The 17,027-nt window shown below is 60.5% G+C and carries 14 protein-coding genes, 1 tRNA gene and 1 pseudogene; 9 read left to right on the plus strand and 7 right to left on the minus strand.

Going from position 1 to position 17,027, the window contains the following annotated elements; all coding sequences use genetic code 11:
• Positions 1-582 precede the first annotated feature (582 nt).
• Positions 583-1,068 (plus strand): IS630 family transposase, encoded by a 486-nt coding sequence (locus tag MAIT1_RS15410; protein ID WP_414673643.1) that lies wholly within the window; start codon positions 583-585, stop codon positions 1,066-1,068.
• Here the strand turns inward: MAIT1_RS15410 and MAIT1_RS15415 are convergent.
• Positions 1,019-1,309 (minus strand): annotated as a pseudogene (locus MAIT1_RS15415) (integrase core domain-containing protein); the annotation flags it as partial. The gene MAIT1_RS15410 and the pseudogene MAIT1_RS15415 overlap by 50 nt on opposite strands.
• 194 nt (positions 1,310-1,503) lie before the next feature.
• Here MAIT1_RS15415 and istA point away from each other — a divergent pair.
• From istA to MAIT1_RS15430, 3 genes are all read left to right on the plus strand, one after another.
• Positions 1,504-3,003 (plus strand): IS21 family transposase, encoded by a 1,500-nt coding sequence (gene istA, locus MAIT1_RS15420; RefSeq protein WP_143814876.1) that lies wholly within the window; start codon positions 1,504-1,506, stop codon positions 3,001-3,003.
• The gene (gene istB / locus MAIT1_RS15425) at positions 3,000-3,800 is read left to right on the plus strand and encodes an IS21-like element helper ATPase IstB (protein ID WP_085439986.1); all 801 of its coding nucleotides are present in this window, start codon (positions 3,000-3,002) and stop codon (positions 3,798-3,800) included. Before istA ends, istB begins: the two co-directional genes overlap by 4 nt.
• A 528-nt stretch (positions 3,801-4,328) precedes the next feature.
• Positions 4,329-4,763 (plus strand): hypothetical protein, encoded by a 435-nt coding sequence (locus MAIT1_RS15430; RefSeq protein ID WP_143814877.1) that lies wholly within the window; start codon positions 4,329-4,331, stop codon positions 4,761-4,763.
• A gap of 209 nt (positions 4,764-4,972) precedes the next feature.
• Here MAIT1_RS15430 and MAIT1_RS15435 read toward each other — a convergent pair.
• The 5 genes from MAIT1_RS15435 to MAIT1_RS15455 form a co-directional block, all read right to left on the minus strand.
• Positions 4,973-5,049: transfer RNA gene (locus MAIT1_RS15435), tRNA-Arg, on the minus strand.
• Positions 5,050-5,625: 576 nt separating this feature from the next.
• A complete protein-coding gene (gene dnaJ / locus MAIT1_RS15440) occupies positions 5,626-6,759 on the minus strand; it encodes a molecular chaperone DnaJ (RefSeq protein WP_085444448.1) in 1,134 nt (377 codons plus the stop codon).
• A 165-nt stretch (positions 6,760-6,924) separates the two neighbouring features.
• A complete protein-coding gene (gene dnaK / locus MAIT1_RS15445; RefSeq protein WP_085444449.1) occupies positions 6,925-8,886 on the minus strand; it encodes a molecular chaperone DnaK in 1,962 nt (653 codons plus the stop codon).
• 168 nt (positions 8,887-9,054) lie between these two features.
• On the minus strand, positions 9,055-9,663 hold the full coding sequence (gene grpE / locus MAIT1_RS15450) for a nucleotide exchange factor GrpE (RefSeq protein WP_085444450.1): 609 nt from the start codon (positions 9,661-9,663) through the stop codon (positions 9,055-9,057).
• 173 nt (positions 9,664-9,836) lie between these two features.
• Entirely contained in the window at positions 9,837-10,436 is a 600-nt protein-coding gene (locus MAIT1_RS15455) for a glutathione S-transferase (RefSeq protein ID WP_158089539.1), read from the minus strand.
• 257 nt (positions 10,437-10,693) lie between these two features.
• Between MAIT1_RS15455 and MAIT1_RS15460 the strand changes: the two genes are divergently transcribed.
• Complete coding sequence (locus MAIT1_RS15460; protein ID WP_085444452.1) at positions 10,694-11,608, plus strand: hypothetical protein; 915 nt, start codon at positions 10,694-10,696, stop codon at positions 11,606-11,608.
• Positions 11,609-11,649: 41 nt separating this feature from the next.
• Here the strand turns inward: MAIT1_RS15460 and MAIT1_RS15465 are convergent, their stop codons facing one another.
• Positions 11,650-11,961, minus strand: coding sequence for a hypothetical protein (locus MAIT1_RS15465; protein ID WP_085444453.1), 312 nt, complete (start codon positions 11,959-11,961; stop codon positions 11,650-11,652).
• Positions 11,962-12,348: 387 nt separating this feature from the next.
• On the opposite strand from MAIT1_RS15465, the gene MAIT1_RS15470 reads away from it, so the two are divergent.
• From MAIT1_RS15470 to ffh, 4 genes are all read left to right on the plus strand, one after another.
• A complete protein-coding gene (locus tag MAIT1_RS15470) occupies positions 12,349-13,392 on the plus strand; it encodes an IS110 family RNA-guided transposase (RefSeq protein ID WP_085444004.1) in 1,044 nt (347 codons plus the stop codon).
• Positions 13,393-14,093: 701 nt separating this feature from the next.
• Positions 14,094-14,693, plus strand: a complete 600-nt coding sequence (locus tag MAIT1_RS15475) for a Maf family protein (protein ID WP_085444454.1) — start codon at positions 14,094-14,096, stop codon at positions 14,691-14,693.
• Between the two features lie 61 nt (positions 14,694-14,754).
• Positions 14,755-15,600, plus strand: coding sequence for a sulfurtransferase (locus MAIT1_RS15480; RefSeq protein WP_085444455.1), 846 nt, complete (start codon positions 14,755-14,757; stop codon positions 15,598-15,600).
• Between the two features lie 63 nt (positions 15,601-15,663).
• On the plus strand, positions 15,664-17,013 hold the full coding sequence (gene ffh, locus MAIT1_RS15485; protein WP_085444456.1) for a signal recognition particle protein: 1,350 nt from the start codon (positions 15,664-15,666) through the stop codon (positions 17,011-17,013).
• The last annotated feature ends 14 nt before the right edge of the window (positions 17,014-17,027 follow it).

Raw genomic sequence — 17,027 nt, forward strand, 5'->3', positions numbered from 1 at the left:
TTGGCCAGTTCAGGGGCTGAGATAATGTAGCGTCCGCCAGGGCGCCGCTCGATCCGAGCCAGCGTTCAGCGTCCTCAGCGGCCTGGGTGGAGCACAAGACTACCATATCTAGACGGGAAAGCTGACCTAGCGTGGATGCGCCATGGCCCGCCAAAGGCGTTTCATCGCGTGGAAAAGCAATGAATTCCCGGGTTGGCGTAGTGGTGGGCCATGGCGCAAACGGCGCCTGTCCGTAAACTATCGATCAACAGACGCAAAGAGAACACGCAGCGCAAAATGCTGCGCTGTTAACTCAATGCGTATTTTCGCTCCTGCGCATACGAAATTCGCTGAAAAAGCGGAGCGTACAAGCGCGGACGCGCGCATGTCGCATCGGATGTCAACAACGCCAGAGGCGCAAACACCGATCCTGTGCGCAAGCCCTTGGAACAGTGCGCCCAATCGAACGAACATGTCAAAGCTTTGTGGCAAGGGCGCCGCCGCAGAGCAGTGGAGATCCCAAGGCCTGGGGGACGCCGTACTCCCTAGTGTCCCGTGCGGTTAGTTCCGTTACTTTGGAGCGTTAAAATGTTATGATTATTCATGACTCAACACACTCCATTATTTGCACTCACCGATGCGCAGCGTTCTGACTTAGATGCGCTGTTGCGGGCCGCCAAGACGCCACAGAGCGTGGTTCAACGCATCAGAATTGTGCTACGAAGCTCTGAGGGTCTCTCACCAGCGGACATAGCGGAAGAGTTAGGCGTTAGCCGCCCGACGGTTTACCGTTGGCGAGGACGCTTTCAAGAGCATGGCGTTGATGGCCTGAGTGATGCGCCTCGTTCAGGGCAGCCCCGCAAACTGACAGAGCAACAGGTTCAAATGGTGCTCCAGGCCACGGTGGATCGCGTTCCCCACGAAGCCACGCATTGGAGCGTGCGACTCATGGCGGATTATGCTGGAATCACCACGTGGCAAGTCCGCCAGATTTGGGACGCCGCTGGTCTGAAGCCCCATCGCCTCAAGAACTTCAAAATCAGTAATGATCCTGAATTCGCTGAGTGTTGGGTCCCGGATGATTCCTGACCTGTTTATGGAATAAGTGCGGATGAGTTAATTGCCAAGCTTTCAGAGTGGCGACTGGCGTTTTGTGATTCAAGGCTTTTTGCGGGATCTGCTGATTGTAGAGCCACGCATATCGAGTCAGTGTTGCAGCCAGATCTTGGCGTGAATCAAAGCGTGTGGTGGTCAGGATATCGGCAATGCGGCCATTGAAACGTTCGACCATGCCGTTGGTCTGAGGCGTACGCGGTTTGATGAGCCGGTGTGAGAATGGCACCGTAAAAATGCATCACTGAAACAGCTTGGATCGTCCAAAAATGGCTGAGAATGGCGCCGTAAAAATGCATCACTGAAACAGCTTGGATCGTCCAAAAATGGCGGTCCAAAAATCCCACACCAGAAAAAGCTCTCTAACTCAGAAAACTCAGTCATAGAGTTTCCGGGTCAGGGGGTGGGAGGATGTATTCAGTGAGCATGTACAGAGAAGTGCGTTTGGCGGTAACCAGAGGCGGGATGAGCAAGCGCAAGGCGGCGGAGACTTTTGATCTGGATCCGCGCACCGTGCGCAAAATGATGGAGAACCCTGAGCCGCCAGGCTACCAGCGGAGCAAGCCGGTCAGATTGCCCAAACTGGGGCCGTTCACCGGGTTCATAGATCAGATTCTCAAGAACGATCTGGAGAAGATCAAGAAGGAGCGCCACACCGCGCAGCGGATATATGAACGGCTGTGCGATGAATACGGCTACGACGGGAAATATGGCGCGGTCAAGGAGTATGTGCGCGGCAAGCGTCTGCATCTGAAAGAGAAGTTTGTTCCCCTCAGCCATGCGCCCGGACACGCCCAGGTGGACTTTGGGCAAACGCACGGCGTGATCGGCGGCGTGGAGCGCAAGATCCACTTTTTCTGTATGAGTCTGCCCTACAGCGACGACAGCTTCGTTATGGGCTTCCCCGCGGAAACCACGGAAGCGTTTTGTGCGGGGCATAACGCCGCCTGTGATCACTTCGGCGGCGTTCCCCAAAGCATTCTGTACGACAACACCAGCATCGCCGTGGTCAAAGTTTACCGGGATGGTCGCCGAGATCTGACCGAAGAGATGATCCGGCTGCAATCCCATTACCTGTTCGATAGCCGCTTTGGCCGCCCGGCGCGAGGTAACGACAAAGGCAAGGTCGAGGGGCTGGTCGGCTACGCCCGACGCAACTTCATGGTCCCGGCTCCCCGCTTTGAATCGTTTGATGCGCTCAACGCTCACCTGCGCCAGAAATGCCTGGAGCGTCGTCAACAGACATTGCGAGGCTGTCAGCGGAGTATCGGAGAACGATTTTCCACAGACCAGGCGGCGTTCCTGCCGCTGCCGCCAATTCCCTACGACGCTTGCGAGAAGGTGAGCGCCAAGGTCACATCCCAGGCGCTGGTGCGCTATCGAACCAATGACTATTCGGTTCCGGTGCGTTATGGCTTTCACGATGTGCAGGTGCGGGGCTACATCCACGAAGTGGTGATCGCCTGTGGCGCTGAGGTGATTGCCCGGCATCCACGCTCCTATGCGCGTGAGGACGCCATCTATGACCCCTTGCACTATCTGGCGCTGCTGGAGGAGAAACCCAGGGCGCTGGATCAAGCCGCCCCGTTGCAAGGATGGGAACTGCCAGATGAGTTCGCCACCTTGCGCCGTCTGATGGAGTCCCGCCTGGGTAAAAAGGGCAAGCGGGAATATATTCAGGTTCTGCGCCTATTGGAGACGTTCTCCTTTGAACAGGTCCATTTTGCCGTGCAACAGGCGTTGAAGTTGGGCGCCATTGGCTTTGAGGCGGTCAAACATCTGCTGATCCGGCACATTGAACAACGTCCGCTCCGTTTGGATCTGTCCCGATATCCCTTTTTGCCCGAAGTGCATGTGGCGCGTACATCCGCCAGGGATTACGCCGCGTTGACGTCAGGAGAGCAGCGATGAACGACTCTCCGCAGATCCTCCTGGCGCACCACCTCAAAGCGCTCAAACTGCCCACATTTTATCGAGAATATGAAAAGATCGCCAAACAGTGCGCGGCGGAAGGCGTTGATCATAGCCGATACCTGCTGCGACTGAGCGAACTGGAGTTGATTGAGCGGGAGCGGCGCATGGTGGAGCGACGTATCAAACAAGCCCGGTTTCCCACCATCAAGAGCCTGGACTCCTTTGATTTCCTGGCCATGCCCTCATTGAACAAGGTTCTGGTGATGGAGCTGGCGCGTTGCGAATACATTCAGCGCCGAGCCAATATCATCGCCTTGGGCAACAGCGGAACCGGGAAAACCCATATTGCGTTGGGATTGGGCCTGGCCGCCTGTCAGCAGGGGTTGGCGGTTGGCTTCACCACTGCTGCGTCGCTGGTACACCAGTTGATGGAGGCGCGCGACGAAAAGCGGCTGCAGCGTTTCCAGAGTCAGTTGAGTAAACACAAGCTGTTGATCATCGACGAATTGGGCTTCGTCCCACTCTCCAAAACGGGGGCTGAGCTGCTCTTTGAGGTGATCAGCCAGCGCTATGAGCAGGGTTCAGTGATGGTGACCAGCAACCTGCCGTTCGAGGAGTGGACGGAGGTCTTCGGCTCCGAGCGCCTCACCGGCGCCCTGCTGGATCGGTTGACCCATCATGTCCACATCCTGGAGATGAACGGCGAAAGCTATCGACTGAATCAAAGCAAACGGCAAAAGCGCGCTGCAGAAACAAAAGCTTCCTGCTCAAATAGCAAAACCGACCCTTCCTGAAACTGGCGATCCTGCCCACTTGCGGCTCCGGGAGAGGCGGACGCTCCGCTATCCCTGTGGAAAACGAAACACGTTTCCCACAGGTCTGCCGCCTCTCCCTCATTCTGAATCTCAAGTGTGTTGAAAAGATGTTTTTGTTCGTTTTTTTAAAGACAAAGGAAAACGGCAAACCCCGTTGTGCGCTACGCGCCCAACCAATGCCCAAGTGATGCATTATTGCGGCGCCATGGTGCTGCATTTTTCGGGCGCCATTGACAGGTCATGGTCTGGCTCTCCAGTGTTGATGGAGCCACCCGTTGCTCTGTCAGAAGCGCCAGGTGGCCGGGAAACGTGATGTCTGACAGGAACCGCCCACTGGAAGCAGCTAGCCCCGAAGGGCTACATCACGCACCCGGCCATAAGACCACAACGCAAAAGCCGCACCATCCACAAGGGACAGCGCGGCGCGTTTGGAAGCGCCAGTGATGGCGGCCTGTCAGAGCCGCAACGCGGGTTCTGTCCGCGTCGCCTTCACAATGCGGGGGAGCGTTGGGAAAAATCAAGCTGAAATTCGATGGCGTGCGTCGTATGTTTGGAACAGAAAGAGAGTTGTCATTTGACAAGAATAAACAAGCCAAGGGGGTTGCAATGAATGACAGTTGGGAGACTTGGGTGCTAGTCTTTGGGTTTTTCGGGGTGATTTATATGTTGGCGCGGTGCGTTGAACTACTCAGCGGATTCATTCAAGATTTCAGTGATTACAAAATGCAATCAGAACGTAATTTTGGGCGAATTGAGGAGATGTATCTTCACATGAGGGAAGATATTCGTGAAACCACTAAGGCTGTGAACTATGTTGCGCGCGGTGGGCGTGCGGGAACATTTATTGAGATGGTTCAGATGCTCAAAGAGGCGGTCAAAGAAGGGCAACAGCAAGAGGGTAACGAAACAGTGGCGCCAACAAGCACTGCCAAAGATGCATGACGTCAGGGTATGGCCTGGACACGACAGACAGCACCAAGCCCGGCCACTGTGCCGGGTTTTCTTTTGCCTGACCTGACGCCCAGCGGTCAGAGTGGTTTCCCCGTTATTCGCCGGGCAGGCCAACCCAAATCAAAGACAGATTCACACCCCAATGCACACCCAGGAAAAAATACGGAATCTGTGTAAGCGCAATAAGACGTTGATTAAAATGGCGTCCCCGAGAGGATTCGAACCTCCGGCCTACGGATTAGGAATCCGTTGCTCTATCCGGCTGAGCTACGGGGACATTGTACATTTCCAGTATGTTACGCTGTGTTTGTTTGCGGAGACAAACACGGATTGTCGACAAAGTGACGACGTCGGTTCAAGCGGCCTTTCTCTTGCGCCTTATCATGATAATCAGGGGCCTGATGCACAGGCCGCACAGTCACTATTACGACTGAATGCCCCATTACGCGCTCCGATGCAAGGGGCTGGTCTTCCTCGTGCGGGCATGTGCTGTACACAGCCAAATGACGGCATGGGTCCAGATCTGCCCAACGTGCAGCTCACCAGCGCCATGGCGGAAAGGTCTTGTTGCCGGGCGTTGAGAGAGGCGTGGGTTAATTTCTTTCCAGTGGCGACTCAAATACCACTCAGGGCGAGCCAGTACATCAGTCAAGAGCCCCACGAACCCCCGGCCAGTTTCTGCGGATTCGATCTTCAGGCGTTGCAGGACACTGGCTTCATGGCGTGAGAGTAACCTCACTCCACAGAGAACTTATTTACGCTATCAGGCGCAATATCGCTGCGGCGTCTTGAGCCTGATAGCGTGACGCCCTCCAACATTCCGACAATCAGAGGTTCGATCCGTAGGCGTGGCTTAGTTGGCCATCTTGTCCCAGAAGCTCTTCACCCGATCCATGAATCCAGTGGACTCCGGCTGGCAGGTGCCGTCCGAACAGCTCTCAAACTCTTCCAAGAGTTCGCGCTGACGTTTGTTCAGGTTCACCGGCGTCTCTACGCGGATCTCCACCACCAGATCGCCGAACAGCCCCGGACGATTCAGATGCGGCAAACCCTTGCCGCGCATGGCCAGACGCTTGCCGGTCTGACTCCCCGGCGGAATGGTGATGCGCGCCCGTCCAGTCAGGGTAGGGACCTCCAGCTTGGCGCCCAACGCCGCCTGTGGGAAACTCACTGGCACGATGCACAGCAGGTCGTTATTGTAGCGCTCAAACAGATTGTGGTTGAGCACCTCGATCATGATGTAGAGATCGCCCGGAGGACCGCCGCGGGAGCCCGCGCCGCCTTCGCCCGAAAGACGAATGCGCGTGCCGGTGTCCACCCCCGGCGGAATCTTCACCGTCAGGGTCTTCTCTTTCTGCTTTTTGCCCGTGCCGTTACAGGTCCCGCAAGGCGAGCGCACCATGGTGCCTTCGCCGCGACAGGTGGGGCAGGTGCGCGCCACTGCAAAGAAGCCCTGCTGGGTGCGCACCTGGCCGGAACCGCCACAAGTGGTGCAGGTCTCCGGCGTGGTGCCTGGTTTGGCGCCGCTACCGTGGCAGGTGTCGCAGGCGACTTCGGAGGGGATGCGAATGGTCTTCTCGGCGCCGCTCATCACCTCTTCCAAGGTGACCGGCATGTCGTAGCGGTAGTCGTCGCCCTGACGCATGCCGCTGCGCCCGCCGCGCCCGCCCGGACGTCCGCCGCCGAAGATATCGCCGAAGAACTCCTCGAAGATGTCGCCGAAGCCCGCCGCACCCGGTCCGCCGGGGTGTCCGCCGCCCGCGCCTTGATTCAGTCCGGCGTGGCCATATTGATCATAGATCGCGCGCTTTTTGCCATCCTTGAGGACTTCATAAGCGGCGTTGACCTCTTTGAACTGCGCCTCGGCCTCTTTGTCATCCGGGTTGCGGTCCGGGTGCAGCTTCATCGCCAGCTTGCGATAGGCGCTTTTGATCTCCGCGTCGCTGGCGTTGCGCGCAACACCCAGAATTTCATACAGATCCTTCATGCCCGAACTCTCCAAAGCCGATGTGCCGTAAAGCGTTCCCTAAAACCGGGAAAAGGCGACGCCCCATTTGAGCGCCGCCTCCCATGCGCAGGCGCCGGACGGCCCTACGATGCGTGAGCGCGCGCCCATTCGCAATGGGCCGGGCGCGCGCCTGTTCCCAGACGATTACTTCTTGTCGTCTTTCACTTCCTCAAACTCGGCGTCCACCACGTCGTCGGCCTTGGCGCCGCCCGCGTCGGCGCCGGCATCGCCGCCGCCACAGCCGTCGGGACCGCAACCGCCGCCCATGCCGGACATGTCAGGACCGCCCTCGGGCGCGCCCTCTTTATAGATCTGCTCGCCCATCTTCATGGAGAGCTGCATCAAGGCTTCGGTCTTGGCGCTGATGGCTTCGGCGTCTTCACCGCCCATCACGCCCTTGAGTTCAGACACCGCCGCTTCCAATTGACCTTTGAGCTCGGCGTCGATCTTGCCTTCGTGCTCGGTCAGCGACTTCTCGGTGCTGTAGACCAGCGAGTCGGCGTTGTTGCGCGCGTCGATCAAGGCGCGCTGCTTGGCGTCCTCTTCGGCGTGGGCCTCGGCGTCGTTGACCATCTGGTTGATCTCCTCCTCGGACAGACCGCCGGAGGCTTCGATCTTGATGGACTGCTCTTTACCGGTGCCTTTGTCCTTGGCGTGCACATGCACCAGACCGTTGGCGTCGATGTCGAAGGTTACTTCGATCTGCGGCATGCCGCGCGGCGCCGGGGGGATGCCCACCAGGTCGAACTGGCCCAGCAGTTTGTTGCTGCCGAACATTTCGCGCTCGCCCTGGGCCACGCGGATGGTCACCGCGGACTGGTTGTCGGCGGCGGTGGAGAACACCTGCGACTTCTTCGACGGGATGGTGGTGTTCTTGTCGATCAGCTTGGTGAACACGCCGCCCAGGGTCTCGATGCCCAGGGAGAGCGGGGTGACGTCCAGCAGCAGCACGTCCTGCACGTCGCCGCGCAACACGCCGCCCTGCACCGCCGCGCCGATGGCCACCACTTCGTCGGGGTTGACGCCGCGGTGGGGCTCTTTGCCGAAGAACTCGCCCACCACCTGCTGCACTTTGGGCATGCGGGTCATGCCGCCCACCAGGATCACCTCCTGAATGTCCGACGCGCTCATGCCGGCGTCCTTCATCGCCTGACGGCAGGGCTCCAGGGTGCGCTGCACCAGATGCTCAACCAGCGACTCCAGCTTGGCGCGGGAGAGGTTCACGTTGAGGTGCTTGGGGCCGCTGGCGTCGGCGGTGATGAAGGGCAGGTTCACATCCGTCGAGCCGCTGTTAGAGAGCTCGATCTTGGCCTTCTCGGCGGCCTCTTTGAGGCGCTGCAGGGCCATGCTGTCCTTGCGCAGGTCGATGGTGTTCTCTTTTTGGAACTCATCGGCCAGATAGTCGATGATGGCCATGTCGAAGTCTTCGCCGCCGAGGAAGGTGTCGCCGTTGGTGGACTTCACCTCGAACACGCCGTCGCCGATCTCCAGGATGGAGATGTCGAAGGTGCCGCCGCCCAGGTCATACACGGCGATGGTCTGGCCGGTCTTCTTGTCCAGACCGTAGGCCAGCGCAGCCGCAGTGGGCTCGTTGATGATGCGCAGTACGTTCAGACCGGCGATCTTGCCGGCGTCCTTGGTGGCTTGGCGCTGGGCGTCGTTGAAGTAGGCCGGCACGGTGACCACGGCGTCGGTGACCTTTTCGCCCAGGTAATCTTCAGCGGTCTGCTTCATCTTCTGCAGAATCATCGCCGAGATTTCGGAGGGACTCATCTTCTTCTCGTCTGCGCCCGCTTGCACCCAGGCGTCGCCGTTGTCGGCCTTGACGATCTGGTAGGGCACCAGCTCCATATCCTTCTTGGTCAAAGGATCGTCGAAGCGGCGGCCGATCAGACGTTTGATGGCGTAGAGGGTGTTGGTGGGGTTGGTCACCGCCTGACGCTTGGCCGACTGGCCCACCAGTCGCTCGCCATCTTTGGCGAACGCCACCATGGAGGGGGTGGTGCGCACGCCCTCGCTGTTTTCAATCACCTTGGGCTCTTTCCCCTCCATCACGCTGACGCAGGAGTTGGTGGTGCCCAAGTCGATGCCGATCACCTTGCTCATGGCCGTTTCCTCTTAATCTTCGCGTTGCGAATGACGCCGGCGCGTCTTTCTTTTTATGAGTGCATCGCCTCCGGCGTCATCCGGCGGCGCGTTGCTGTTTCCTGTTAGCGCATATGGGGTGTGCAGCGCGCTGCGTCAACCCCGTGGGGCGCATTTTCCTCTTCGGGCTCAGGTGGCCACGCCCACCATGGCTGGGCGCAGCAGACGGTCGTTGAGCACATAGCCCGGGGCCAGCTCCTGCACCACAGTGTCGGGCTTGGCGTCGGCGTCGGGAACCTGCATCACCGCCTGATGGAAATTGGGGTTGAACGGCTGTCCCAGGGACTCGACCTTTTTCACCCCATGCTTCTCCAGGGCTTTGATCAACTCCTGGCCGATCATGGTGACGCCGTCGGCCATGGCCTGGATGGCGGGGTCCAGATCCTTGTCCTGACCTTCGATCATGTGCGCCAGGGCGCGGTCCAGATTGTCCGCCACCCCCAGCAGGTCGCGAGCGAAGCCTTCGATGGCGAACTGGCGCGCTTGCTCAGTTTCACGGGCGGCGCGTTTGCGCAGATTCTCCATCTCCGCCATGGCGCGCAGCAGCGACGCCTGACTCTCTTCGGCCTTGCGCTCGGCCTCTTGCAGGCGCGCCTCCAAATCCTCTTCCGCGCCCTGCGCCGACTCCTCTTTGGCGGCGGCTTCGGCAGCTTCGGCGGCCTCTTCGGGGGGCAGTTCGCAGCTCTGCTCGGGCTGCTCGTCGGACTCGGGTTCGCGGTTTTCAGAACTTTGATTCATGATCCATCCATTTGAAATGGTGGGAGTGCGACGCCGACGGGTTGAACGCGGCGCGTTTGGTTCGACCCCTTATGTGGGGTCGCTGTTGGGGGAATGCAACCCCGCGAGGGCAAAAAAAATGGCGCAGGGCGAAATTTGCCTCTGCGCCATAACGCCTGGGTCTACGATGGAGTCTAACTGGGTTGGGTGGCCAGCATGGCCGGGCGCTGGGCGTATTCGGCAAACCAGGGCGTCAGGCGCGGCGCGTGGCTGCGCCAGTTCAGATCGGGCAGGCGGAAGTCCAGATAGCCCAGGGCGCAGCCCACCGCGATCTGATCCACGCGACCGCCCTGGCCGATGGCTTCGGCGTCGCGCTCCAGCACCGCCACGCCGCGGGCGATGGCGTCGGACCAGCGCGCCATCCACAGCGTCGACTGCTCGGCGTCGGGGCGCTTGCGCTCCATCACCAGCAGGAACGCCGCCTCCATCAGACCGTCAGCCAGGGATTGGCGTTTGTGGCGCTCCCAGTGGGGCTTGCCGTGTCCGGCCCACAGTCCGCGATCACCGCTGAAATTGTCCAGCCAGGCGCAGATGAGCGGGCTGTCGTAGATCGCCTGATTATCGTCGGTGATCAGGCACGGCACTTTGCCCAGCGGATTGGATTGCAGTAGCGCCGCCGGGTTGTCCAGGGCGTTCATGACGATCACCTCGGTCTGTTCCAGTAGGCCGCGCTCAAACAGGGTGATGACGACTTTGCGGCCAAACGGCGAGGTGGGCGAGGTGTAGAGCTGCATGACAAACTCCCCGGATTGTCGGCAATGAAAATGGCTTATGGGCATACGGGTTGCAATAAAATCAGCACCCTGGCGAATTGTGCGCCCTGTTCTGTGCGGTTGCCGTGAGCAGGGTCAAATAAAAATGACGGTCAGATGTCAAAACAGGCGCAGTGTGTCGCTTGTCTTTGACGTTTGCTCTGTGCGCGCTGTCGACCCGAACAGGGAGAATGCCGGGAACGCGGTCTCAGGGCCAGGGCAAAAGGAGTATGGGAATCATGAATCTTGATGAGTTGGATAGCGACAGGCCGTTATCGCGACGGGAACGCTGGTCGCGCATGATGGAGGAGCAGGGGCGCCGCGTGCAGCGCTGGGTGACCATTGGCGTCCTGCTGATTTTGCCGGTGGCGTTCTGGCTGATCTTCATTGCGCGGGAGAAGGGCTTCGAGTCTGGCAGCATGTTCAAACGCGAGCGCGCCGCCGCCGAGTGGAAAGCCAAGGGCGAAAGCGGGCAGAAGGCCGCCGCGGCGGCCAAGGCCAGCGGCAGTGGTGAGGTGGGGAAAAGCGCTGGAGGCTCGTTGTTGGGCGGCATTATTGGTGGGGATGAGGGGGCGCCGCTGGATCCGCCCAAACGCCCGGCGCCGGAGCGTTACGTCTCCACCCAGGAGATGGAGCGGGCCACGCGCATGCAGAAGGCCGCGCCGCCCGCGCCGCCGCCACAAGCGGAAAAACAGCAGCAGGAGGCTCCCAAGCCGCCAGCAGAGCCCCGTGTTGGGGCGGAGCGTCCAGCGCAGTCGGTGGCGCTCAAAGCGTTGGATGATCAGGGTAACGCCGTGCAGGTCACCGTCGAGACCAACGGGCCGGTGGCGGTGGGGAATTTCCGTTTGGGCGGCAGTGTGCTGGGGCATCGGCGGCTGCAGGGCGATCTGGTCAACTGGGCCGAGCAGACCTTGGAGAGCGCACGGGTGGAGCTGGATTTCCTTGACCGCAACGGCCACATTCTGGCGCGCAGGCAACTGGACCCTCTGGTGATCGCTGGGGGGGTGTTCGGCGATCAGGTCAAACCGCTGGAGGCGGGGATGTCGCGGGTGTTTGGTTTGGATGCGCGGGATCTGCCTTCAGCCTGGAAAGGGGCGGTGCGCGCCCGCGTGCTGACCTACACGTTGGCCGGGCGGGAGGCGGCGACGCCGTAGCGTCGCCCCGCTTGCGTCAGAGTCGCCCCGGTTGCGTCGGATCAGGACGATTGTGAGCCGACATTGCGGCGCGCGCGCTCGATGGCCAGTTGCGCCGCCATCTGGCCGCCGCGCAGCGAGAGGCCCCGGTTCAGGCTCTCGCCGCTCATCCGCATCAATCCCAGGGAGAGGCGGTGGGGGTTCTCTGAGAGCGCCAGCAATCCTTGAATCAGCGCATCCAGGTACTCCAGCGCATAGGCGTCGGCCGCCTGCTCGCCAATGCGATCGCGCAGGGTGAGGATCTCATCGAGTGTGGCGATGGCGTGCTCCTGGGCGGCGGAGCGTTGGGTTGCGGTGTTGTCGCTGGGCTCCATGGGCGTCTCTCCTGGTTGAGTGGTGCGCGTGAATGTCGGGCCGTTGGCGTGTTGCTCCGAGGCCCGCTCAGCAGGATCGGTCGCTTTGCGCGTGCGGCGCAACCTTCTGTGTTGTGAGTCGCCGCTACGCGAAATCGTTCATTCATCGTGACCTTTCCCACTCTCTATAGTCACCGCAATTCAGAATTGCACAGGCTCCTCAATGTTTGTGTGACACAGGTAAAGCTTGCGCTGACTATTGGCCTCCGGCTGGCCGGAGGCGGGATTCTTAAGAGTCTGTGACCCTTAAGCGGGTGTAATGGAATGGTCCGCTCCGCTACCCAAACGGCCTCGCAATGGGCCAAGATGGTGGTGTGTTTTTCCATCTCAACGGAGTCGGAGCGGACCATGAGCAATCATATCGAAAACGGACAGGTACGGGTACTGGGTATTGATCTGGGCAAGAGCGTGTTTCAGTTGCATGGCGTCGATGCGCGCGGCAAGAGCGTTCTGAAACAGCGCTTGAAACGAGATAAGTTACTGGAGTTCATGGCGCAACTGCCGCCGTGCCTGGTGGGGATGGAAGCCAGTAGCGGCGCCCACCATTGGGCGCGGAAATTTCAGGGATATGGGCATGAGACGCGTCTGATGGCGCCGCAATATGTGAAGCCCTACGTCAAGCGGCACAAGAACGACAGCGTGGACGCCGAAGCGATTTGCGAAGCGGTCCAGCGGCCCAACATGCGCTTTGTGGGGATCAAAAGCGTTGCCCAGCAAGAGATATTGGCGCTGCATCGGATACGCAGTTTGGCGGTGAAGAACCGCACGGCGTTGGTGAATCAGATTCGGGGACTGCTGGCAGAGTATGGGATCGTATTTCCCAAGAGCATTAAGCAGGCGCGACGAGCGATTGTGCTGATTTTGAGTGATGAGAGTCTGGAATTGAGTCCGCTGTTTTTGCGCTTGCTGGAGGAGGAGTGTGAGGAGTTGACGCGTCTGGATGAGCGCATAGCGATGTATGACAATGAGATTGAGGCGCTGGCCAAGGCGGATCCACAGTGTCGGCTACTGATGACGATCCCGGGAGTGGGGCCAATCACGGCGACGGCGCTGTTGGCGTCGGTGGGGGATGTGCGGGCGTTTAAGAATGGCCGAGAGCTGTCGGCGTGGATAGGGTTGGTTCCCAATCAGCACTCCACAGGGGGCAAGGCGTGGCTGACGGGGATCAGCAAGCGTGGCAATGGTTATCTTCGCACCTTGTTGATTCATGGCGCGCGGGCGGTGTTGCGTGTAGCGGAGAAAAAGCCGGACCGCCGCAGCCGGTGGGTGGTGTCGGTGTCGGAACGCCGCGGCGCGAATAAAGCGGTGGTGGCGCTGGCCAACCGCATGGCGCGCAGCGCATGGGCGATGCTGGTGAAGCAGGAGGCCTATCAGGTCAGAGCCACTGTGTAGAGAGAGTGCAATACAACTCTAAAAGAAAAACAGGCCGATAAGGAAAGAACAAGAGATCCCACCAGCCAGGTTGCGAGAGAGAGTCGAGATTGATGGCGTGAAACGGCATAGCCCTGCGTGGCCAAAAACCTGTTCTGCCCAAGGGCCCATAGAGGTCGAGGGTGTGTTGAGGAGGGCCACGCGCAAATTCCATCAGGGCCAGAGGGCGACAAGCCCCTCATCAACAGGCCGGATACATGGGCGCAACTAAGCCTCACACATCAATGGATATTTTCTCTTGCTGTGGCGGAGCGGACCATACATGGGCGGAGCCCACGGTGTAGCTGTTGATCTTGGGAGCTCGAGGGCAGAGCCCTCGATATCTTCTCGCTTCAAATGTCTAATTCTCTTCTGCGGCGACTATATCATCCGTTTTTACTCGGCTGTTTTGTCTCCTCACGGCCGCCAAAGCGCGTTTTCGTTCTTCTTCGCATACAGATTGCGGCTCGCTCTTTGGGCGGAGAACGCCATCGCTTCTAGCGCCCGCGCATGGGAAGCCGCCTCCGGGTTCGCACGCTCTGCCTCGGCGGCGGCGCAATTTTGTGGTAACGTTGCCGCAATCCCGCGTCTTAAGTGCTGTTTGCTGTGTGTGTGAACAGCAGTATTGTCGCCTCTGTTTGGGGTGGCCATGCGCGCGCGAACACCGGCATGCAGGAGATGAGATGACCCGTTTGGCGCTGGCCTCCACCTCGCCCTATCGCAAGGAGCTGCTGACGCGTCTGGGGCTGCCGTTCGAGACCGCCGCGCCGGATGTGGACGAGAGCGCCAAGCCGGGCGAGACCGCTTTATCACTGGTGTTGCGTCTCTCCGAGGCCAAGGCGCGGGCGGTGGCGCCGCAATTCCCCGGCGCCTGGATCATCGGCTCTGACCAAGTGGCGGTGCTGGACGGCGCTATCGTCGGCAAACCGGGGAATCGCGACGGCGCCATGGCGCAGTTGCGCGCAGCCTCGGGGCGGCGGCTGCCGTTCCACACCGGCCTGTGTCTGCTCTCGCCCGATGGGCGGGCGCAGGTGGAAGCGGTGGATTTCGCCGTGGTGTTCCGCTCCCTCAGCGAAGCGGAGATCGCCAACTATGTTGACCGCGATCAGCCCTATGGCTGCGCGGGGAGTTTTAAGTCCGAGGGGCTGGGGATCACGCTCTTCTCCGCCATGGAAGGGAGCGACCCCACCTCCCTGCTGGGACTGCCGCTGATCCGTTTGACGCAACTGTTGATTGCGTGCGGAGTGTCGCCGTTGGATGCGGCGAATCTGCGCGTTGAATAGGATCCAACCTTAACCGAACCGCGTGCGGCGCCCTGCAGCCGCACGCTTGCTGGAGCCGCATATGTCGCAACCTCTGAGCGATCTTCCCACCGGTCTTTTCGTCAGCCCCGACTGGCTGCAACAGAACCTCGACGCCGATGGCCTGTGCATCGTGCAGGTGGGCGGTGAGAACTTCTATCCGCGCATGCACATCCCCGGCGCGCATCTGGTGATGTATATGGAGATCGTCGCCAGTGTGGAGGGGGTGCCCGGCATGCTGCCGTCGCCGGATATGTTGCACCCGACCCTCAGCCGTCTGGGCATTACCCCGGAGACTCTGGTGGTGGCCTATGACGCCACCGGCGGCCTGGATGCGGCGCGCTTTCTGTGGACCCTGGCCTGTATGGGGCATGAGAAGTTCGTCACCCTCGATGGCGGTCTGGGCGCGTGGTATCAGGAGCAGCGCCCCATGGATGGCGAGGCCCCCAAAGAGGCCCCGGGCATGTTCTCCTCCAGCCCCACCGGACGCTACTACGCCGAGATGGAGGATGTGCGCGCCATTGCTGACGGTGAGGCCGAAGGGTTCCTCATCGACACCCGCAGCGACAACGAATACCTGGGCCAGACCCTGGGCCCGGTGCGGGGGCATGTGGCTGGGGCGGTGCATATGGATTGGATCAGCAACCTCAAGGGCCCGCAGAACCCGTACATCCAGGATGACGAATCCCTCAAGGCGCGTTTCGCCGCCATCGGTCTGAGCGATACGGCGACGCCGGTGACGGTCTACTGTCACACCGCCCACCGCGCGGCGCACACGTGGCTGCTGCTGCGCCACCTGGGGTTTGACAACGTCAAACTCTATGATGGCTCCATGGCCGAGTGGGGCATGCGTCGGCAGCCCACCGTGCGCGGCGCTGAGCCGCGCTAAGATGCGGCTGGCGGCGTAACGTTCTCCCTTTGGCGCGACTACTGATTTCGAGGCTTTGGCTCCATGTTCGACTCCTTATCCGACCGGCTTGACGGCGTATTCAAAAAACTGCGTGGTCGCGGCCATCTGACCGAGGACAACATCAAAGAGGCGCTGCGCGACGTGCGCGTGGCGCTGCTGGAGGCCGACGTCAGTCTGCCGGTGGTCAAATCCTTCATCGCCTCTGTCAAGGAGAAGGCGGTGGGGGTGTCGGTGACCAAGTCGGTCACCCCCGGCCAGCAGATGATCAAGGTGGTGCACGACGAGTTGGTCGAGCTGATGGGCGCGGTCAACGAGTCGCTCAATCTGGCCGCGCAGCCGCCAGCGGTGGTGCTGATGGCCGGTCTGCAGGGCAGCGGTAAGACCACCACCACCGGCAAACTGGCCAAACGTCTGGCCGAGCGCGAAGGCAAGAGGGTGTTGGTGGCGTCGCTGGACGTCTATCGCCCCGCCGCCATGGACCAGTTGCGCAGCGTCGCCGAGCAGGCTGGGGTGGCGTGTTTGGACGCCTCGCCCGATGAGAAGCCCCAGGTCATCGCCCAGCGCGCGCTGGAGGCGGCGCGCAAGAGCGGCGCGGACGTGCTGTTCCTGGACACCGCCGGGCGTCTGCACATCGACGAGACCTTGATGGATGAGTTGGTGGAGATCAAATCCATCGCCAACCCCGTCGAGATCCTCTTCGTGGCCGACTCCATGACCGGTCAGGATGCGGTCAATGTGGCGCAGAGCTTCAATGAGCGACTCGACGTCACCGGCGTGGTGCTGACCAAGACCGATGGCGACGCCCGCGGCGGCGCCGCGCTGGCGATTCGCCACGTCACCGGCAAGCCGATCAAATTCCTCGGCGTCTCCGAAAAGCTCGACGGCATCGAGCCGTTCCACCCGGACCGCGTGGCCTCGCGCATCCTCGGCATGGGCGATGTGCTCACCCTGGTCGAGACCGCCATGGAGAAGGTGGATCTCGAAGAGAGCGCCAAACTCCAAGAGAAGCTGTTTAAGAGCAAAGGCTTCACCCTGGAGGATTTCCTCAGCCAGATGCAGCAGGTGAAGAAGATGGGCTCCATGAGCGAGCTGGTGGAGATGATTCCCGGCGTCAAGCAGGCGATGAAGGGCAAGGACGTCAATCTGGATGACGGGCAGATCAAGCGGGTGGAGGCGATCATTCTCTCCATGACCAAAGAGGAGCGACGCAAGCATCAGATTCTCAACGCTTCGCGCAAACGCCGCATCGCCAACGGCGCCGGGGTGCAGGTCTCCGATGTCAACAAGCTGCTCAAGCAGTTCGCCATGACGCAGAAGATGATGAAGCGGTTTGGCAAATTGGGCAAAAAGGGCTTTATGCGCGGCGGCGGTCTGCCGGGCCTGCCTTTCTAAGATGCTTGGCGATT

Origin of the sequence: Magnetofaba australis IT-1, assembly GCF_002109495.1 — a bacterium.
In the GTDB taxonomy this organism is placed as follows: Bacteria; Pseudomonadota; Magnetococcia; order Magnetococcales; family Magnetococcaceae; genus Magnetofaba; species Magnetofaba australis.